Source organism: Brevundimonas bullata, from assembly GCF_003350205.1.
GTDB classification, from domain to species: Bacteria; Pseudomonadota; Alphaproteobacteria; order Caulobacterales; family Caulobacteraceae; genus Brevundimonas; species Brevundimonas bullata.
This window is the reverse complement of the sequence record NZ_QLLC01000003.1, coordinates 95,475-115,365: the sequence shown is the minus strand read 5'-3', so window position 1 is coordinate 115,365 and position 19,891 is coordinate 95,475. Positions and strand designations below refer to the sequence as shown.

At 66.5% G+C, this 19,891-nt stretch carries 17 protein-coding genes; 6 read left to right on the top strand and 11 right to left on the bottom strand.

The genetic code is table 11. The features are described from left to right. Positions 1–8 precede the first annotated feature (8 nt). The 3 genes from DXK21_RS02390 to DXK21_RS02380 form a co-directional block, all read right to left on the bottom strand. On the bottom strand, positions 9–800 hold the full coding sequence (locus DXK21_RS02390) for a pyrroline-5-carboxylate reductase family protein (RefSeq protein WP_114816221.1): 792 nt from the start codon (positions 798–800) through the stop codon (positions 9–11). A gap of 19 nt (positions 801–819) precedes the next feature. Further along, entirely contained in the window at positions 820–1,323 is a 504-nt protein-coding gene (locus DXK21_RS02385) for a type III secretion system chaperone family protein (protein ID WP_114816180.1), read from the bottom strand. A 76-nt stretch (positions 1,324–1,399) separates the two neighbouring features. Next, positions 1,400–1,687, bottom strand: a complete 288-nt coding sequence (locus DXK21_RS02380) for an accessory factor UbiK family protein (protein ID WP_114816179.1) — start codon at positions 1,685–1,687, stop codon at positions 1,400–1,402. A 173-nt stretch (positions 1,688–1,860) separates the two neighbouring features. On the opposite strand from DXK21_RS02380, the gene lgt reads away from it, so the two are divergent. From lgt to DXK21_RS02360, 4 genes are read left to right on the top strand one after another with little or no spacing between them, the layout of a single operon-like run. Further along, complete coding sequence (gene lgt / locus DXK21_RS02375; protein ID WP_114816178.1) at positions 1,861–2,733, top strand: prolipoprotein diacylglyceryl transferase; 873 nt, start codon at positions 1,861–1,863, stop codon at positions 2,731–2,733. A gap of 6 nt (positions 2,734–2,739) precedes the next feature. Then, positions 2,740–3,813: a class I SAM-dependent methyltransferase gene (locus DXK21_RS02370; RefSeq protein WP_114816177.1), complete on the top strand. Its 1,074-nt coding sequence runs from the start codon at positions 2,740–2,742 to the stop codon at positions 3,811–3,813. 32 nt (positions 3,814–3,845) lie between these two features. Further along, positions 3,846–4,091 (top strand): helix-hairpin-helix domain-containing protein, encoded by a 246-nt coding sequence (locus tag DXK21_RS02365; RefSeq protein ID WP_114816176.1) that lies wholly within the window; start codon positions 3,846–3,848, stop codon positions 4,089–4,091. Continuing rightward, on the top strand, positions 4,088–4,858 hold the full coding sequence (locus tag DXK21_RS02360) for a purine nucleoside phosphorylase YfiH/LACC1 family protein (RefSeq protein ID WP_114816175.1): 771 nt from the start codon (positions 4,088–4,090) through the stop codon (positions 4,856–4,858). Before DXK21_RS02365 ends, DXK21_RS02360 begins: the two co-directional genes overlap by 4 nt. A gap of 139 nt (positions 4,859–4,997) precedes the next feature. On the opposite strand, the gene lpxC is transcribed toward DXK21_RS02360, so the two are convergent. The 8 genes from lpxC to murC all read right to left on the bottom strand — a co-directional run bounded on the left by lpxC (position 4,998) and on the right by murC (position 17,293). Continuing rightward, positions 4,998–5,897, bottom strand: coding sequence for a UDP-3-O-acyl-N-acetylglucosamine deacetylase (gene lpxC / locus DXK21_RS02355; protein WP_114816174.1), 900 nt, complete (start codon positions 5,895–5,897; stop codon positions 4,998–5,000). Between the two features lie 200 nt (positions 5,898–6,097). Continuing rightward, on the bottom strand, positions 6,098–7,669 hold the full coding sequence (gene ftsZ, locus DXK21_RS02350) for a cell division protein FtsZ (protein WP_114816173.1): 1,572 nt from the start codon (positions 7,667–7,669) through the stop codon (positions 6,098–6,100). A 245-nt stretch (positions 7,670–7,914) separates the two neighbouring features. Next, positions 7,915–10,878, bottom strand: a complete 2,964-nt coding sequence (locus DXK21_RS02345; protein ID WP_162790558.1) for a TonB-dependent receptor domain-containing protein — start codon at positions 10,876–10,878, stop codon at positions 7,915–7,917. Between the two features lie 475 nt (positions 10,879–11,353). After that, entirely contained in the window at positions 11,354–12,679 is a 1,326-nt protein-coding gene (ftsA, locus tag DXK21_RS02340; protein WP_105563928.1) for a cell division protein FtsA, read from the bottom strand. 25 nt (positions 12,680–12,704) lie between these two features. Further along, positions 12,705–13,559 (bottom strand): cell division protein FtsQ/DivIB, encoded by an 855-nt coding sequence (locus DXK21_RS02335; protein WP_114816171.1) that lies wholly within the window; start codon positions 13,557–13,559, stop codon positions 12,705–12,707. Continuing rightward, positions 13,547–14,482 carry a D-alanine--D-alanine ligase gene (locus tag DXK21_RS02330; RefSeq protein ID WP_114816170.1) on the bottom strand — a complete coding sequence of 312 codons (936 nt, stop codon included), beginning with the start codon at positions 14,480–14,482 and terminating at the stop codon, positions 13,547–13,549. Before DXK21_RS02330 ends, DXK21_RS02335 begins: the two co-directional genes overlap by 13 nt. Before the next feature lie 305 nt (positions 14,483–14,787). Then, on the bottom strand, positions 14,788–15,696 hold the full coding sequence (gene murB, locus DXK21_RS02325; protein WP_114816169.1) for a UDP-N-acetylmuramate dehydrogenase: 909 nt from the start codon (positions 15,694–15,696) through the stop codon (positions 14,788–14,790). 151 nt (positions 15,697–15,847) lie between these two features. After that, complete coding sequence (gene murC, locus DXK21_RS02320) at positions 15,848–17,293, bottom strand: UDP-N-acetylmuramate--L-alanine ligase (RefSeq protein ID WP_114816220.1); 1,446 nt, start codon at positions 17,291–17,293, stop codon at positions 15,848–15,850. 288 nt (positions 17,294–17,581) lie between these two features. Here murC and DXK21_RS02315 point away from each other — a divergent pair, with 288 nt between their 5' ends. Beyond that, positions 17,582–18,661, top strand: a complete 1,080-nt coding sequence (locus tag DXK21_RS02315) for a site-specific DNA-methyltransferase (RefSeq protein ID WP_114816168.1) — start codon at positions 17,582–17,584, stop codon at positions 18,659–18,661. A gap of 119 nt (positions 18,662–18,780) precedes the next feature. Further along, the gene (locus DXK21_RS02310) at positions 18,781–19,890 is read left to right on the top strand and encodes a glycosyltransferase family 4 protein (protein ID WP_114816167.1); all 1,110 of its coding nucleotides are present in this window, start codon (positions 18,781–18,783) and stop codon (positions 19,888–19,890) included. Position 19,891: the final 1 nt, after the last annotated feature.

Below are 19,891 nucleotides of genomic sequence, written 5' to 3'. Positions count from 1 at the left end.
GCTAAGGGTCAGCCGCTAAGCTCGGTCGACTTGGCCACAGCCGCCTGAACGGCGCTCTCGACCGCCCGGTCGAGGGCGCCGTCTGCGTTCAGGGCCACAAGACCGGCCTGGGTCACGCCGCCGGGCGAGGCCACGCGGTCGATCAGGGCGTCCAGGGCCTCGGCGCCTTCCACGCCCGCTGCGGCGGAGCGCAGGGTGGCGCGCGCCAGCCGCACGGCGGCCTCTGGCGTCAGGCCTTCCGCGACCCCGGCCTGGGCCAGGGCGCGGGTGAAGGCGAAGAAGTAGGCGGGACCGCAGCCGGAGACGGCGGTCGCGGCGTGCATGGCCGCTTCGTCGTCCAGATGGACGGTCTCGGCGATGGGGGCGAACAGGGCCTCGCCCACGGCGCGGGCGGCGTCATCGGCGGCCCAGATGGTCGCCACGCCCTGGGCCTTCGCCACGCCGGTCGTCGGCATGATGCGCACGACAGAGCGGCCGTCGAAGCCTGCGGAAATCGTTTCGCCCTTCACCCCGGCCATGACCGAGACGATCACGGCGTCGGGGGCCAGATGCGGCAGGATGGGGCGCGAGGCCTCGAACCATTTGGCGGGCTTGACCCCGATGACGAAGGCGCGGGCGTCCTTCAGCGTTTCCAGCGGCGGATTGATGCGCGCGCCCAGAGCCCGCGCCGCCTCGGAAGCGGGCTTTTCGGAGGGCGTCAGGATGATGAGGTCGGCGGGATCGACGGCACCGGTCTTCAGCCAGCCTTCGAGGATGGCCGAGCCCAGCCGCCCTACGCCTTGCAGGACAACAGGCCCCATCTTCCCGCCCTTGGCCATGTCAGGCGGTGCCGACGGTTTCGAACAGGCAGGCGTCGATCGCCTCCTGCGGCTTCTTGGACCCGCGCACCATGAAGTCGAAGGCGGGGTAGTAGCGGTCGGCGGCCTCGATGGCGGCGTCGATCATGGACGCGGCCTGGGCCAGGGTCGGGCGTTCGCTGTGCGGCAGCGCCAGCGAATGACGGAAGACGATCTCGCCCTCGTCCGGCCAGACCTCGAAATGCCCCAGCCAGGTGCGCTGATTGATCATCGCCACCAGTTCATAGGCGGCGGCGCGGCGCGTCTTCATGACCCGCAGATCCAGGGCGCAGCACAGCTGAAGGCAGTCGCCCTCGGGACGCCAGGCGAACCACAGCTCATAGTCCTTCCAGTCGCCGGCCAGGGCGAAGGCGAGGTCGCCGTCGTCCGTGCGGTCGAACGGCAGGTTCTCCGCGTTGAGGACATGCTCCACGACATCCAGGGGGTCGTAGGGAACGTCGACCTCTTCGGGTCGGGCTGCATCCATCAGGGATTCACATTCTTACTCAGGGGTCGCGACTCACGACCTGCAAACGAACGGTAAACGTGTTCGGAGATTCGGCTCAACCGGCTGTATCGGCGTCAGGCACCGCAGCTGTGGACGTTCCGCTCGACGCTTTTTTCGCGGGCGATTTCTGAGCCTTAAGCTCAGCGATCTCGGCGCGCAGGGCGGCGATCTCGTCTTTCAGCACGTCGAACTCGTCGCGACGGACCAGATCCATCTCGGCGACGAAGCGGTCGGTCTGGGCGCGCCAGGCGGCCTTGGCCTCGTCGCCCGCAGCCTGGGCCAGGCCCATGGCGCCGGTGGTCAGCTTGGCGAACTCGTCGAGGATCGGATTGCGCGTCTGCATGATGAAATCTCGCGTCTCTGCCGCACCAGTATATGGTTAATGGCGTCTTAAATTGGGTGAACGAAACCTTTCCGTCCGAACCGGCTATAAACTGCTTCGCTGGAAAAGCGCGCGACGAATGCAGTCTCTCTTGCTAGAGATTTTCGGTCCCAAACGGCGCTGACGGAGGCCCTGTGCCCTTCCCCGAATTCGACCCTGTTCTGATCCATCTCGGCCCCTTGCCCATCCGCTGGTACGCCCTTGCCTATGTCGCCGGGATCGTGCTGGGCTGGTGGTACGCCTCGCGCCTGGCCAAGACGGAGCGGCTGTGGTCGCCCGGCAAGCCGCCGGTGACGGGACCGCAACTGGACGACCTGGTGCTGTGGATCACGCTGGGCGTCATCCTGGGCGGGCGTTTCGGCTACGCCCTCTTCTACAAGCCGGCGATGTTCGCCCAGTTGTTCACCGGCGACAGCTGGGGCGAGCGGCTGGAGCTGTTGCAGCTATGGACCGGCGGCATGAGCTTCCACGGCGGTTTCCTGGGCGTTGTCGTCGCCATCGCCCTCTACGCCAACCGCCAGAAGATCAATCCGCTGAGCCTGGGCGACCTGATCGCGCCGGTCGCGCCGGTCGGCCTGCTGTTTGGGCGCATCGCCAACTTCATCAACGGCGAGTTGTGGGGCCGTGAGACGACGGTGCCCTGGGCCATCCGCTTCTGCAACGCCCGCATCGAGCAGATGTACGGCTTCTGCCCCGCCGGCAACGAACCCCGCCACCCGAGCCAGCTGTATGAAGCCGGGCTTGAGGGCCTGTTGCTGCTGATCATCCTGTCGCTGGCGATCTGGAAGTGGAAGATGCTGAAGCATCCGGGCTTCGTCACCGGCCTGTTCCTGCTGGGCTACGGCGTCTGCCGCGCCGCGCTGGAGAACGTGCGTCAGCCGGACGCCGGTCTGGAGCACCTGCCCCTGGGCCTGACGATGGGCATGATCCTGTCGATCCCGATGATGCTGGTCGGCGCCTGGCTGATCTGGCGGGCGCTGAAGAAGCCGGTCGTGGCGGAGGCGTAAGGCATCATGGCGGAGACGCTCAAGGACCGGCTGGTCCGCGAGATCGTGCTGACCGGGCCGATGACGGTGGCGGACTATGTCACGCGCTGCCTGCACGCCCCCAAGGGCGGCTATTATTCGACCCGGCCCGCGCTGGGCGAAGGGGGCGACTTCATCACCGCGCCTTTGGTCAGCCAGATGTTCGGCGAACTGATCGGTCTGTGGGCCATCGAGGTCTGGAGCCGCCTGGGCGCGCCGGAGCGGGTGCGGCTGGTCGAGGTCGGGCCGGGCGACGGGACCTTGATGTCCGACGTGCTGCGGGCGGCGCGGCTGGTCCCCGGCTTCCTTGAGGCCGTGGACCTGATCCTGATCGAGCCCAGCGCGCCGCTACGGGCCGAACAGGCGCGGCGGCTGGCCGACGCCGACGTTCACCCGCGCTGGCGCAGCGCCCTGCACCAGATCGAAACCGACGCCCCCGTCATCCTGATCGGCAACGAGGTGCTGGACTGCATGCCCGCGCGCCAGTTCATGAAGACCGATGGCGGCTGGGCCGAGCGCCGCGTCGGCGTCACCGATGCTAATGAGCTGACCTTCGGCCTGGTCGCCATCTCCGGCGGCTTCGAGCGCCCCGAGTACGAGGTCGAGCCGGGCCAGGTGGTCGAGATTTCGGAACAGCAGGCGGCCTTTGCGCGCGACCTGGCCGCGCTGGTCAAGGCGGCCTCGGGCGCTGCCCTGCTGATAGACTATGGCCGCAGCAAACCGGGCGCAGGCGACACCTTGCAGGGTCTGCGACGACACCAGAAGGTCGACCCGCTGTCGACGCCGGGCGAGGCCGACCTGACGCAGTGGGCCGACTATCCGCTGGTGCTGGAGGCCGCCGTGCGCAGCGGCGCCGACGTTACCGGCTGCGTCAGCCAGGGCGCCTTCCTCAAGGCCCTGGGGATCGAAGCCCGCGCCCAGAAGTTGATGCAGGCCCGCCCCGACGCCGCCCCGGTTATCCAGCGCCAGCTGGACCGCCTGACCGCGCCGGACCAGATGGGCGAACTGTTCAAGGCGGCGGCGATCTTCTCGCCCCGTTCGCTGGCCCTGCCGGGTTTCTGAGGACTGCGGCCTGTGTCCGCAGGGAGTGTACGATGCGTTTTTCCGAGCAGGAACGGGCCATTCTTCTGTCCGTAAAGGGCGTGGGGCCCAAGGTGGTCGAGAGGCTGGAGGAACAGGGCCTGGGCGGCTTTGAACGCCTGGCCCAGGCCGATCCCGCCGTCGTCTGCGCCGGCGCCGCCGCCAGTGTCGGCTCGACCTGCTGGAAGAACAGCCCCCAGGCGCGCAAGGCGGTCGAAGCCGCTGTCGCCGCCGCCCGTTCGTCGCTGGAGGCCGCATGAGCCTGAACCCCATCACCCACCCCCTGCTCGACAAGGCCGGGGTGCGCCACGGCTTTTTCACCCGCGAGGGCGGCGTGTCGGAGGGGATCTACGCCGGGCTGAACGCGGGCGTCGGTTCGAATGACGATCCGGCGGCCGTGGCCGAGAACCGCCGCCGCGTCGCCGAATGGATGGGCGGCGGACTGGACGACCTGTGCGGCTGCTATCAGATCCACTCCGCCGTGGCCCGCGTGGCCGAAGCCGGCTGGAATGGCGAACGGCCGGAGGGCGACGCCGTGGTCAGCGCCGTGCGCGGCCCCATCGCTTCGGTCCTGACCGCCGACTGTGCGCCGGTCCTGTTCGCCGACGCCGAGGCCGGGGTGGTCGGCGCGGCCCACGCGGGCTGGAAGGGGGCGCTTGGCGGGATCATCCACTCGACGGTGGCGGCCATGGAGGCCCTCGGCGCGCGGCCCGAGCGCATGGTCGCCGTGGTCGGCCCCTGCATCGCTCAGGCCAGCTATGAGGTCGGGGCCGACTATCAGGACCGTTTCGCCCACCACGACCCCGGCAGCGAACGGTTCTTCGCGCCCGGCGCGACTGAGGACAAGCGCCTGTTCGACCTGCCCGGCTTTGTCCTGTGGCGGCTCGAGCAGGCCGGCGTCGGCGACGCCGCCTGGACTGGCGACGATACACGCGCGGACGCGGTGCGGTTCTACTCGAACCGGCGGGCGTTTCTGGCGAGGGAGCCGGATTTCGGGCGGTTGATCTCGACGATTGCGCTCACCTGATCATTCCTCCCCATTCCATGGGGAGGGGGACCCCGTAGCGGTGGAGGGGGCGACACAGAGGGCTGACGTCGAGACGCCCCCTCTGTCACGTCGCTAACGCGCCGCGCCACCTCCCCATGAAATGGGGAGGAAAGCGTGATTAGCCCGCCATCGCCATGTCGAAGACGCGGGTGGTTTCGCGCCAGGCGTCGGGCTGGGCCAGCAGGGCGCGGACCAGTTTATTGTTCAGGGCGTGGCCGGCCTTGACGCCTTCGTAGCGGCCCAGCAGGGGGGCGCCGAGGACGTAGAGGTCGCCGATGGCGTCCAGGGCCTTGTGGCGCACGAATTCGCGTTCCATGCGCAGGCCGCCGGGGTTCAGGATCTCGTCGCCGTCGATGACCACGGCGTTTTCGAGGCTGCCGCCGCGCGCCAGACCGGCCTGACGCAGCGCCTCGACCTCGTGGGCGAAGCCGAAGGTGCGGGCGGCCATGATATCCGAGCGGAAGGTCGCCTCGTCCACGACGAAGTCCACCACCTGATTGCCGATGACCGGCGTCGGGAAGTCGATCTCGAAGCGCATCTCATAGCGGTCGCAGGGCAGAAGGACGGCGGACTTGTCGCCCTCCTCCACCCGAACCGGCTTGAGGATTTCGATGTAGCGAACCGGAGCTTCCTGACGGCGGAAACCGGCGCGGTCCAGCAGTTGCACGAACTGAAGGGCCGAGCCGTCCAGGATCGGCAGTTCGGGGCCGTCGACCTCGATCACGGCGTTGGACACGCCCAGCGCGCACAGGGCGGCCATCAGGTGCTCGATGGTCGACAGGCGCACGCCCGCCGCGTTCTCGATCATGGTGTTCAGGCGGGCGTCTACGACAGCCTCGCCCGAGACGGGGATGCGGTTGTCGCGGTCGGTGATGTCGGTGCGCACGAAGGTGATGCCCGTCCCGGACGCGGCCGGACGCACGACCAGCTTGACGCGCTGGCCGGTGTGAACGCCGACGCCGGCGCAGATGGCCGGGGCGACGATGGTCTGTTCGTGATGGTCGTTACGGACCGACAAGGGGAAGCTCTCTGTGTTGCGCGGCTCCGCGCAACGGGTGCGGAGTTCGCCTCGTCTGTCGTTTAACCACGACGGCTCAAGCGCGAAATGAAAGATGGGTTTCGAAATGTTTCGGTCTGGCGACAGCCGACCGTGTAGCGCCACAAAGCAAAACGCCCCGGAGCCAGGCTCCGGGGCGTTTCGATCAGCGTTTGGTCCGATCAGTTCGCGAGGCGGCGAAGAAAGGACGGGATTTCCAGGTCGTCGTCTTCAGCGTGGCCGGCCTGATACTCCTGGGTCGGCTGGGCCGACTGGGACTGGCGCAGTTGCTGGGTCGTGCGGTTCGACGACGGCTGCGGTGCGTAGGACGGCTGCTGCTGTTGCGGCTGCTGGCGCTTCTTGCCGAACAGGCTCCAGCCGCTGCGGCGGTGATCGCGGTCGTCGTAGTATTCTTCTTCAGCGACCGGCTCTTCGCGGCGCGGGGCCGGACGGGCTTGCGGCTGCTGTTGCTGCCCGCGGTCGAAGTAGAGGTCGCCCTGCTCGGCCGAAGCGGCCGCCGGCTGAGCGCGGACGGCGCCGGATTCGTATTCCTCGACCCACGGATCGATGATCGGCTCCAGATTGCGGGGCGCGTCGTGGATCACCGGCTCAGGGCGCGGCTCGGGCGCGGAGCGGGCGGCGGGCGCCTCATAGACCGGGGCCGGCTCGGGCGCGCGGGCCGTTTCGCGAACCGGGTCGATGCGGACTTCGGGCTGACGCGGAGCCATCGTCGTATTGGGGCGACGGTCCGAGAAGGCCGAACCCTGGGGTTCGATCTTCTGGATCACGGCCTCATCCATGCCGGTGGCGACGACCGAGACGCGGATCTTGCCGTCCAGGGCCGGGTCAAAGGCGGCGCCGAAGATGATGTTGGCGTCGCCGTCCACTTCGGCGGCGATGGCGTTGGCGGCCTCGTCCACTTCCAGCAGGGTCATGTCCAGACCGCCGGTGATGTTGACCAGCACGGCCTTGGCGCCCTTGAGGCTGGTCTCGTCCAGCAGCGGGTTGGCGATGGCGTTCTGAGCCGCCAGCAGGGCGCGGTCGTCGCCCGTGGCCTCGCCCGTGCCCATCATCGCCTTGCCCATTTCGGACATGACGGCGCGGACGTCGGCGAAGTCGAGGTTGATCAGGCCCGGCAGGATCATCAGGTCGGTGATCGAACGGACGCCCGAGTGGAGGACCTGGTCAGCCATGCCGAAGGCGTCGGCGAAGGTGGTGCGCTCGTTGGCGACGCGGAACAGGTTCTGGTTCGGAATGACGATCAGGGTGTCGACGTAGCGTTGCAGCTCGGCGACGCCAGAGTCCGCCAGACGCATGCGGTGACGGCCTTCGAAGGTGAAGGGCTTGGTGACGACGCCGACGGTCAGGATGCCGCGGTCGCGGGCGCACTTGGCGATGACGGGGGCCGCGCCGGTGCCGGTGCCGCCGCCCATGCCGCAGGTGATGAAGACCATGTGCGCGCCGTCCAGGTGCGCGTGGATTTCGTCAGCGCTTTCCTCGGCGGCGTTCATGCCGACTTCGGGGTGGGCGCCGGCGCCGAGGCCCTGGGTGATGGTCTCGCCCAGCTGGATGCGACGGTCGGTCTTGGCGAAGCTCAGATGCTGAGCGTCGGTGTTGGCGACGACGAACTCGACCCCTTCAAGGCCGGCGTCGATCATATTGTTCACGGCGTTCCCGCCCGCGCCGCCGACGCCGAAGACGACGATCCGGGGCTTCAGTTCCGTGTGTTGCGGCTTCACCAGCGAGAGAGACATGATTGTTGTTCCGAACTTTCCGACCCTGCCCGTTAACCCCAGTGCGAAATCCCCGCCGAATCGCATTGGTTATGAGCGCGTTAAGGAAAACCCCTTTTGCGTTAACGGAGTGTTACCGACCTACTATGAGTCGGAGTCTGTGAAAGGCTTCGAATCCAAGCGTAGCTGGATTTTTCCACATTCAACCAAAGAAAAAGGGGCGCCCGACGGGCACCCCCTTTCCCCATTAGTCGGCAGCGTCAGCCTTAGAAGCTGATGCGCACCCCGCCAAAGATCTGGCGGCCAAACAGCTCATATTGCGAACTGTCGAACCCGACGCTGTAAGGCAGTCGCACGTCAAATGCGTTGTTGATGCCGATGTAGAGCTCGGTGTCGTTCGCATAGAGGACACCGCCCTCAAGACGCAGACGGGCGATGAAGTCGTGATAGACCTTCGCGCCGATGTACGGAATGTTGGTGCTTTCCGCAGCAGAGGGGTTCAGAGTCCGGGTGGTCTCGTACGTCGCGACTTCGTCTTCGAAGCGAGCTTCCCAACCCAGTTGCAGCGGGCCGCGCGTCCAGTTGACGCTGGACGTCAGGCGCCAAACCGGGTTGCCCAGTTCGCCGCGGTTCATGTTGATCACGTCAGGCCGGTCCTGGAATTGGAAGGTATTATACTTCTCCAGGTGGGTGGCCTTCATATTGATCCCCAGATCGCCTTGAGCCCAGTTGAGGAACGAGACCTTCTCAGCCCAATTATCCAGGCTCGCGGCGTAGGACAGATTAATATCCCATCCGCTCGTCTCCAGCTTCGACGTGTTCACAAATTGATTGCGAAGCATGCTGATATTACCGAAGAAGTTGCTATTCGGATCGGTGTTGCGGTCGAACATGCTGCAGAACTGCTCAGCCAGCCCGCCCGGGGAATCGTAGCAGTTGTTAATAATCGTCTGGGGGGCGATTTGAGCGATCGCGTCTTCGATCTCGATGCTGAAGTAGTCGATCGTCAGAGCCAGCCCCGAAACCCAACGCGGTTGCAGCACCACGCCTGCCGTGAAGCTTTCAGAGGTTTCCGGCTTCAGGTTCGGATTGCCACCCGTCTCCGCTTTGATCGAGGCGTTCGTGCTTGAATTCCACGGCAGTTGCGGAATTTCGGTGTCCAGAGCGCAGTTGGCGGCGCGGTTGGGGTTGCCGTTGATACGCGCCACATCACAAGGGTCGGAGACGTCTTCGAAGCCGGCAGTTATCGGCAGGAAGGCTTCCGTGATGTTCGGCGCGCGAACGGCCTTACCATAGGTGCCGCGGAACGAGACGTCCCGGATCGGGGCGTAGAGGAAGCCAACCTTCCAAGCCTCAGCTTCGCCCGAGTGTGAATAGTCCGCTAGGCGATAGGCGCCGTCAACCGATAGGCGGTAGGCGAACGGCATATCCGCCAGAAGCGGCAAATTCACTTCGGCGAAGTATTCTGAAACGTCAAACCCGCCGATGGCGTCGGGTTGCGGTGCGCTTTCGCTCAAGCCTGTCTTGACGAAGGCGTCGTTGATGTTAGCGCTGCTTTCCTCACGGAACTCGAAGCCGCCGGCAACACCAATCGCGCCGCCGGGCAGGTTTAGGAAGCGCGAGGTGTCGAAAGAGATGATGCCCGAAACCACCTTCTGAGTCAGCTTATGCTCGCGTTGCGAGTCATGTGTGACATAGGCGAGCGCTTCAGGCGTGTTCTGCGCAATGAAGGGATTATAGGGCACGCAGGGTGCGCCCGTAGTGCCTGCAACCGGATCTTCACCCGGAAGCGACGAACGGCAGACAATCCCATCAGGTCCTTGAACAGCATCGAGCGCAGCGGCGTAGTTGCCGGGGATCAGCGTGCCGAAGGACTTGAAGTGGTTGGTCGTCCGTCCGTAGTTGTATGACAGGTCCCAGTCGATCTCGGCGAACCGAGCGTCGAAGTCACCTTGCAGGCCGCCGACGATCCGCATCGTGGTACGTTCAACGCTGGATGCACGACCGTTGGTGTCGCCCAGGAAGCGGTTGACGAACATGTTGCCCGCAGCAAGATCGGCGCCGGCCGCCGCGCGCATCTCAGGCGTCAGGAAGGCGTTGTCTTCGGCGACACTGTCACTAAAGAAGCGGAACGACGGCTGATAGTTGTCGTCGAACTTGGACGTAATGTACTTGGCGTCCACATAGGCGCGAACATTGGGTAGCAGGTCATAGTGAGCGACCGTGTTGAAGCCGACACGTTCCGACTTCGGGATCACAACAATCCAGTCGTCAGGGAAGAAGCAGGTATCGCAATATTCGCCGAACGAGCCAAACGCGGCGCTGTTCTCGCCGGTACGTGCCGGCTGGTTCACCAGAGTTCCATCGGCTTTAAAGCCGAAAGCCTCACCAGTGACGCCGTTAAAGAAAACGCCGCGTTCGTCGATCCAGTCGCTGCCGATATAGTTGGCCCAGAGCCGGTTGGGCTTGCCGTTGCCAGGCAAACCCGTGGGATCATCAGGATTTAGGACGGTACCGGCACGCAGAGCCAACTCGGGAACTTCCGTCGCCATGACGCGGCTTGTACCGTCGGCGAACAGGCTGAAGGCGACGTTTCCTCGCCCTCCTGCAAAATTGCCGCCGATCGTCGCATCAATCGCCCAACGTTCATTCAGACTACCGTCGCCGATGCCGTAGGATGCGCCAATCTGCGCGCCTTCGAAATCGTCACGGAGAATGATGTTCACAACGCCTGACACAGCGTCCGAGCCGTAGATGGCCGAGGCGCCGCCAGTCACGACTTCAATGCTCTTGACCAGAGCCGTCGGGACAGCATTCAGATCCACGGCGGTGCTGCCGGCGGAACCACCGACGTGACGCTTGCCGTTGACCAGGGTCAGCGTCCTCGCAGCGCCCAAGCTGCGCAGGTTGGCCTGATTGAGCCCCACGAGATCGCCGCCACTGTCGGCGTTGGCGCGAACGGTGTTAGTCCGCCCCATGCCCGGCAGTTCAGCTAGGATGTCTCCAAGGTTCGTCGTACCAGAGTTGATGATAGCTTGTTCGGTGATCGTGGAAACGGGAGCCGGCTGCTCGAGGTTGGGACGCGCAATACGCGAGCCGGTGACGACGACCTCACCCAGTTCAGTGGCTTCCGGGTCCTGCGCTGCAGGTGCAGCATGAACAGCGGCGGGCGCCGACATGGCGATAAAGCCTGCCAGGACCGTGGTTCCGAACAGGTGATTACGCTTCAAACTCATACTTCTACTACCCCAACTAAAGATACTCGGCGCGGTCCGCCTCGGGCGCTCCGAGCGCCACATGTGTTCCCTAGTCAGAATAACGAAGAAATCCAGCATATTGGCTAAAATTGGCCCGCTAAACGACAATATGTAGCAGTTTCGACACAATACAGCCGGCCACCAGCAAACATTGTTCGCCTAACTATGGCTTTCAATAACTTCGGTATGCCTAGAGAAGCGGTTCCCTTCTTGCACCCTCAGAAAACGGAACCGTCAGATCACGAATTCGACGAACGCTGGTTGATTTGAACTGTTCGGGTGCGCGCGCCAACCTGCACCGCCCCGGTCACAAGGCGGAGACGACACGCCTGGGCATAGGGCGCAAATGGTCGGCCTGTTCAGCGCACTCTCAGGCAGGCGTTTTGCAGCCCGCAAATATCACCATCCCCCACACGCTATGTGTCGGGGCTTCATGCCGGCGGACGTTTTAAAGGTTGTCGCGCAACCAGCCGGCGGCGCGGGCGACCATGCCGCCGCGGTGGACCTTGGGGGCGTCGGCGGCGGTGATTTGGCGGGACATGAGCTTGCGGGCGGAGACCGCCTCGCGCGGGCCGTAGGCGGCGCGCAGCAGGACGCCCGACGCCGAGCAGAACGCCGGGCCCGAGGCGGCGTCGGCCAGGTGGGGCGCGCGTTGCGGCTTGCCCAGGCGGACCGGGCGGTCGAAGACGCGCACGGCCAGTTCGCGCACGCCGTTCAGCTGGCTGGCGCCGCCGGTCAGGACGATGCCCGCGCCTGGGTCCATGCCGACGCCGGCGTGCTTGAGCCGGTCGCGCAGCAGTTCGAGGGTTTCCTCGACGCGCGGGGCGATGACGGTCTTGAGCATGGCGCGCGGGACGATGACGGGGCCGGCGGACGGGTCCTCGCCGCGCGGCGGGGCCTCCAGCATCTCGCGGTCTTCGTTGGCGCTGGCCATGGCCGAGCCGTGCAGGGTCTTCAGGCGCTCGGCGCCGACCTTGGAGGTCGACAGGCCGCGCGCGATGTCGGCGGTGACGTGGTCGCCGCCGACGTTCAGCGATTCGATGTGCAGCAGGCTGCGCCCGCCCCAGACCGCCGCCGAGGTCGAGCCGCCGCCCATGTCGATGCAGACGCTGCCCAGCTCCATCTCGTCCTCTTCCAGCGCGGCGAGCGAGGAGACGACGGGGGCGGCGGCGACGCCTTGCAGGTCAAGGTGGGCCAGTTCGAGGCAGTGGCTGAGGGCGCCGAACGAACCTTCGGACATGGAGACGACCAGCAGGTCGAGGCCCAGCGAGCCGCCGCGCATGGAGCGCGGATCATGGACGCCGCGCGCCCCGTCCACCGACCAGGCGATGGGCAGGACGTGGATCGGGCGACGGTTGGGCAGGCGGATCTGAGCCAGGGCCATGCCGATGGCGCGGGCCAGGTCGCCGTCGCTGATCGGATGGGCGCCCAGCGAGACGCGGGCCTGGACGCGGTGGCTGGCCATCTGGCCGATGGCCGTGGTGACGATGACGCCGGAGACGGGCGAGCCGGCGGCGCGCTCGGCGCGCTCGACCGCGTGGCCGATGGCCTGGGCGGCCTCGTCCATGTTGACGATGGCCCCGCCGCGCACGCCGCGCGACTGGACATGGCTGGCGCCTGCGACGCGGATGGTGCGGTCGGCGTGGCGCACGCCCTCGGGCTTCATGATGAAGCAGGCGACCTTAGACTGGCCCAGGTCGAGCGCGGCCACGGCCGGGGCGCGCGGGGCGCCCTTGGCTTGATCCGTGTTCGTGTCTCGGCTGCGTCCGGCCATGATGATCGTGTCCTGGATATTTGGTTCAGACGGCGCCTTCGGAGGGCCGGACGGCGACCTCCTCGGGCGTGCGGAGATCGACCCGGGCGAAGCCCAGGTCGAGAAGGCGTTCGCGCTGGTCCAGCGCGTCGAGACGGATCAGGGCGGAATCCTGATCAACGGCGGGCAGTTGAATCAGGCTGCCGTCCTTGAGCCGCAGGTCCCAGCGGCGCTCGTCCACGCGGACCAGGGCCTCGATGCGGGCCATCAGGCGCGGGCGCTGGACTAGCAGCGGCAGGATTTCAGATGCGGTCTGATCGGCGCCCTTGCCCACCACCAGCGGCAGCTTGGGATAGCGACCGGCGTCGGCGCCCTGGATCACCTGGCCCCGGCTGTCGATGACATAGGCGTGGCCGCCGGTCTGCCAGACGGCCAGGCGGTCGTGTTCCTTGACGTCGACGATCAGGGTGTCGGGCAACAGGCGCACCACGCGCGCCTCCTTGACCCAGCCCACGGCCTGGACCCGGTCGCGCACGGCGTTGAGGTCGAGGCTGACGATGGGCTGATCGGCGCGGACGCCGACGGCCTGCTGGATGGCGGCGCGGGCCTCAGGCGAGGCGCCGGTGACGTGGACCTGCTTCACCTTCAGACCCATGCCCGAGGTGACGCTGTCGAACTTGTTGGAGACCGAGTTGGAGATGCGCTCGGCCCGCGCGCCCGTGGCCAGGACCCCGCCCAGAACGACGACGCCCGCCACGATGGAGATCAGGACCGCGCGCGGCGACAGGTCCAGCCGACCGATGGCGGCGACCTTGCCCGGCGTGGCCGGCGCCTTGCGGGACCCCTGCCCCTTGCCTTTTGTCGAACCCTGTCGCCGACCGCCACGCACTACCGCGGGCATGAGGCGTCCTCCACCATCCACCGAACCAGATCACGATACGCCATCCCGACATAGGCCGCCTGCTCGGGACTGAGCGAGGTCGGCGTCATGCCGGGCTGGGTGTTGACCTCCAGAAGAACGAGAACGTCGTTAACATCGTCATAACGGAAGTCGGATCGGGACACGCCGCGGCAGCCCATGGCCGTGTGGGCCAGCTCGGACTGACGTAAAGCCTTGTCAAAGACGTGGGCGGGCAGCTCGGCGGGCAGGACGTGCTTGGAACCGCCCGGCGCGTATTTGGCCTCGTAGTCGTAGAAGCCCTTGGTCGGGGTGATGTCGGTGACGGTCAGGGCGCGCGGGCCGGCGGCCTCGCCCAGCACCGTGACGGCCAGTTCCTTGCCCGCGATGAAGGGCTCGACCATGACCAGGTCGCCATAGGTCCAGCTGTCGTCGCCGACGATGGCGCAGGGCGCGTCGCCCGGCTGGATGACATAGACGCCGACCGAGGAGCCCTCGGCGTTCGGCTTGATCACATAGGGGGGCGCAATGACGTGGTCCGCCGCCACCGCCTTGCGATCAAACAGGCCGCCGCCGGGCACGACGACGCCGGCCGCCCGCAGCACGGCCTTGGACTTATCCTTATCCATGGCCAGAGCCGAGGCCAGGACGCCGGAGTGGGTGTAGGGGATGAGCAGGGTCTCGAGGATGCCCTGGACGCAGCCGTCCTCGCCCCATTCGCCGTGCAGGGCGTTGAAGACGACGTCGGGTTTCAGGGCGGTCAGGACCTGGGCCAGATCGCGCCCGGCGTCGACGCGCGTGACCTTGGCGACCTGCCCTTCCAGGGCGTCGGCGCAGCCGCGACCGGACGACAGCGAAACCTCGCGTTCCGACGACAGGCCGCCCATCAGGACAGCGACGTGAAGAGTGTTCAGGGGCGCGCGCATGGGACGATCCGACTACTAGCCCGCCCCTATGCCCTGAATACGGTTAACCGGTTGGAAACGATAGCGGGACGGAGGGGAATTTAAGCGCCTTCCTGCGGTAGAGCCCCTCTCCCGATGGGAGAGGGCTTGAGCCTCCGAGAGCGCCAGCGATTGGCAAGGCGAAAGGGTGAGGGTTCTCGACAACCGTCGGCGCAAGCCGCGCCGCGACGGCGGACGCCGACTGACACCTTAGCCCCTCACCCTTTCGCGCAAGAACGATCGCCTTCGGCTCTCGTGCGCTCAAGCCCTCTCCCGCCGGGAGAGGGTTAGCGGCGGCCGATGCGCTTGATTTCCCAGTCCAGCTGGACGCCGGTCTTGGCCAGGACATCGGCGCGCACAGCTTCGCCCAGGGCTTCGATGTCGGCGGCGGTGGCCTCGCCGGGGTTGATCATGAAGTTGGCGTGCAGTTCGCTGAACTTGGCGCCGCCGCCGGTTTCGGCGCGCAGCTTGCCGCGCCAGCCCGCCTCGTCGACCAGCTTCCACGAGGAATGGCCTTCAGGGTTCTTGAAGGTCGAGCCCCCGGTCTTTTCACGGATCGGCTGGGTCGTCTCGCGGCGGCTGGTGATCTCGTTGATGCGGGCGGTGACGGCCTCGGGCGCGTCGGGCGCGCCGCGATAGACAGCCTCCATCCAGATGATGTCGGCCGGGGCGTTGGAATGGCGGTAGGTGTAGCCGAAGTCGGCCAGCGTCAGCTCGACCCGCTGACCCTGACGGTTCAGACCCCAGGCCGAGACCAGAACGTCCTTGGTTTCCGCGCCATAGCAGCCCGCGTTCATGGTCAGGGCGCCGCCGATGGTGCCGGGGATGCCGGCGTAGAACTCCAGCCCGGCGATGCCCGCCTTGGCGGAGGCCTTGGCCACCATGGAATCCAATGCGCCGGCGCCGACGGTGATGGTCTCGCCCTCGGTCGTGATGGCGGCGAAGGCGCGGCCCGCCAGACGGATCACCACGCCCTCGACCCCGCCGTCGCGCACGATCAGGTTGGAGCCGACGCCGATGATGGTGACGGGGACGCTTTCGGGCAGGGCCTTGAGGAAGTCGGCCAGGTCTTCCGCGTCCGCCGGAATAAAGAGGGCGTCCGCCGCCCCGCCCACGCGGAACCAGGTGTAGGGGCCCAGCGGTTCGTTCAGCAGCAGCTTGCCGCGCACGGTGGGGAGGGTGTCAGTCCAGGACATCTGTTAATCCGCTCATCCCGGCGGACGCCGGGATCCAGTTCTTTGGCTGCATCCAGCCGTTTGGCGTTCTGCCCGATGTAGGGCGGCAAAGGCGCGTCGTGAAGCTCTCACTGGATCCCGGCGTCCGCCGGGATGAGCGGGAGCAAATGGTCTAGGCAAGCGCCTCAAGCTGCGCCGGCAGGGCGTAGGCCCAGCTGGTGATATCGCCTGCGCCCAGCAGGACGACCAGATCGCCCGGCTTGGCTTCATCCTTGATGACGCGCGGCAGGACGGCGGCGTTTTCCAGGGCGGCGACGTTGCGGTGGCCATAGCGGCGGATGCCATCGGCCAGGGCGTGCTTGTCCACGCCCTCGATCGGCTGTTCGCCCGCCGGATAGACGTCGGCGACCAGGACAGCGTCGGCGTCCGAGAAGCAGGTCGAGAACTCCTCCATCAGGTCGCGCAGACGGGTGTAGCGGTGCGGCTGGACCACGGCGATGACGCGGCCGGGGTTGTCCGCCGACTGGACCACCTGACGGGCGGCCTTGAGCACGGCGGCGATCTCGACCGGGTGGTGGCCATAGTCGTCGATGACGCGCACGCCGCCGACGACGCCCGTGGTGGTGAAGCGGCGCTTGACCCCGCCGAAGCCGGCCAGACCGGCGCGCAGGGCGTCGTCGTCCACACCCAGTTCACGGGCGACCGCGATGGCCGCAAGGGAGTTGGAGACATTGTGCCAGCCGGCCATGGGCAGATAGAGGCCCTCGATCCGGATCGGCTCGTCCAGGGCGGCCAGACCTTGGCCCTGCACCACCACGTCGAAACGGGCGCCGTCGGGCGACATCTGCACGTTCTCGGCGCGGACCATCGCCTGGGGGTTCAGGCCGTAGGTGACGAGGCGGCGGTTGTCGATCTGGGCCGCCAGCTTCTGCACTTCCGGGTGGTCCAGGCAGACCACGCCGAAGCCGTAGAAGGGAATGTCCTCGATGAAGTCGCAGAAGGCCTTCTTGACCGCGTCGAAGTCGCCGTAGTGGTCCAGGTGTTCAGGGTCGATATTGGTGATGATCGCCACGGTGCATTTCAGGCGCAGGAAGCTGCCGTCGCTCTCGTCGGCCTCGACCACGATCCAGTCGCCCTCGCCCACCTTGGCGTTGGTGCCGTAGGCGTTGATGATGCCGCCGTTGACCACGGTGGGGTCCATGCCCGCCGCGTCCAGCAGGGCCGCGACCATCGAGGTCGTCGTGGTCTTGCCGTGGGTGCCGCCGACGCCGATCGAGAATTGCAGCCGCATCAGCTCGGCCAGCATCTCGGCCCGGCGGACCAGAGGGATGCGACGCTCGCGGGCGACGACCAGTTCAGGGTTGGCGGCCTTGACCGCCGTGGAATAGACCACCGCCGAGACGCCCTCGGTCACGTGCGCGGCGTCATGGCCGATGTAGATGCGGGCGCCCAGGCGCTCCAGCCGCTCGGTGTTGGCGCTGGCCTTGGCGTCCGAGCCGGACACCTGATAGCCGATCTTCAGCATGATCTCGGCGATGCCGCTCATGCCGATGCCGCCGATACCGACGAAGTGGACAGGCCCAAGGGCGAACGGAACGGGACGAAGGCGTGCGATCATCCCCGCCTCATAGCTCAGACGGGATGCGATTTGCATACTTCTTCTTCCCTTCTCCCCTTGCGGGAGAAGGTGGCAGGCGGAGCCTGACGGATGAGGGGTCTCGCCAAGGTTTGACGGCGGGCTGTTTTAACGTCGCACAACCCCTCATCCGACCTCGCGCTGCTCGGCCACCTTCTCCCGCAAGGGGAGAAGGATTCTATCGATCAGTCGGGATCTTAAGTTTGGTTACTCCGCCTTAACCGTAAGGATTCACCATAAGCGTCTCATCTGTCCGGGGCCGCTTATTCCATGTCCGAGTTGAAGACCGACGTCATCCTGCGTGGCGACTGCATCGAGGTGCTGAAGGGCCTGCCGGACAAGTCGGTGGACATGGTCTTCGCCGACCCGCCCTATAACCTGCAGCTGGGCGGCGACCTGCTGCGGCCAGACAACTCCAAAGTCGATGCGGTCGATGACGACTGGGACAAGTTCGACAGCTTCGCCGCCTATGACGCCTTCACCCGCGCCTGGCTGACCGAATGCCGCCGGGTGCTGAAGGACGAGGGCAGTCTGTGGGTCATCGGCAGCTATCACAACATCTTCCGCCTGGGCTCGGCGATGCAGGACCTAGGCTTCTGGGTGCTGAACGACATCATCTGGCGCAAGTCCAACCCGATGCCGAACTTCAAGGGCACGCGCTTCACCAATGCGCACGAGACCCTGATCTGGGCCGCCAAGTCGCGTGAACAGAAGCGCTACACCTTCAACTACGACGCGCTGAAGGCCTTCAACGAAGACACCCAGATGCGCTCGGACTGGACCCTGGCCCTGTGCACCGGCAATGAGCGCCTGAAGGACGAGAACGGCGACAAGGCCCACCCGACCCAGAAGCCCGAGGCCCTGCTGCACCGGGTCATCCTGTCGGCCAGCCGCGTCGGCGACGTCATCCTGGACCCCTTCTTCGGCACCGGCACCACGGGAGCCGCCGCCAAACGCCTGGGCCGCCGCTTCATCGGCATCGAACGCGACGAAGGCTACGCCAAGGTGGCCGAGAAGCGCATCAAGGCCGTCATCCCCGCCGCGCCCGAGGACCTGGTCGTCACCGGCTCCAAGAAGGCCGAGGTCAAGGTGCCGTTCGGCGCTCTGGTCGAAGCCGGCCTGCTGGCCCCCGGCGACAAGCTCTACTGCCCCAAGGGCGACCATGAGGCCCGCGTGCGCGCCGACGGCTCGCTGGTGTCCGGCTCCATGAGCGGGTCGATCCACAAGCTGGGCGCCCTGCTGGAAAACGCCCCGGCCTGCAACGGCTGGACCTACTGGCGGTTCAAGACCGACACGGGTCTGCGCCCCATCGACGCCCTGCGCGCCGAGATCCGCGCCGGAATGCAGTAGGGCTGAACGCTTTCCTCCCCATTTCATGGGGAGGAAAGTTGTCCGGCCAAGCTGGAACCCCCGTTCATCGACCCGTGTTGAGGACTGCAGTGCGCCATCGGGGGCGCAGGAGTCCGATCATGAAGATTGCTCAGGTCACGCCCCTATATGAGGCTGTGCCGCCGCGCCTCTACGGGGGCACGGAAAGGGTGGTCGCCCACCTGACGGACGCCCTGGTCGAACTGGGTCACGACGTCACCCTGTTCGCCAGCGCCGAGGCCGAGACGCGGGCGCGGCTGATCCCGGTGCGCGATCAGGCGATCCGGCTGGACCCCGAGCCGCTGAAGTCCGACCTGGCCGCGCACATGACCCTGCTGGCCGCCGTTCTGGACCGCGCCGACACGTTCGACGTCATCCATTTCCATACCGACATTCTGCATTTCCCCTTCTTCCGGGATCTGGCGGACAAGACGATCACCACCCTGCACGGACGGCTGGACCTGAAGGATCTGCCCGAGGTCTATGAGCGCTGGCCCGAGTTCGGTCTGGTCTCCATCTCGGACGATCAGCGCCGCCCCCTGCCGCACGCCAACTGGAAGGCCACGGTGCAGCACGGAATGCCCGGCGACCTCTATCGCTTCTCGCCCACCTCGCAGGGCTATCTGGCCTTCCTGGGCCGCATCTCGCCCGAGAAACGCCCCGACCGCGCCATCGAGATCGCCACGCGCCTGGGCAAGCCGCTGAAGATCGCGGCCAAGGTCGATGCGGCGGACAAGACCTATTGGGAGACGATCATCAAGCCGCTCGTTGAGGCAAGTCCGATGATCGAGTTCGTCGGCGAGATCGGCGACCATCAGAAGTCGGCCTTCCTCGGCGGGGCCGAGGCTCTGCTCTTCCCTATCGACTGGCCCGAGCCCTTCGGTCTGGTGATGATCGAGGCCCTGGCCTGCGGCACGCCGGTCGTGGCCTTCCGCTGCGGCTCGACGCCCGAGATCATCGAGGATGGGGCCACCGGGTTCCTGGTCGACACCATGGAGCAGGCGGTCGCCGCCGCTGCAAAGGCGCACGAACTGGACCGCGAGGCGATCCGGGCGCGCTTCGATCTGCGCTTCTCGGCCACGGCCATGGCCCGGCGCTATCTCGACGTCTACGGCGACCTTCTGGCCCGACGCCCGTTCGCGGCGCACGTTCTGGATGGCGACCCTATCCTGCCGCTGCTTGAGGAACGCAGTTTCGCCGTCCGCGCCTGAA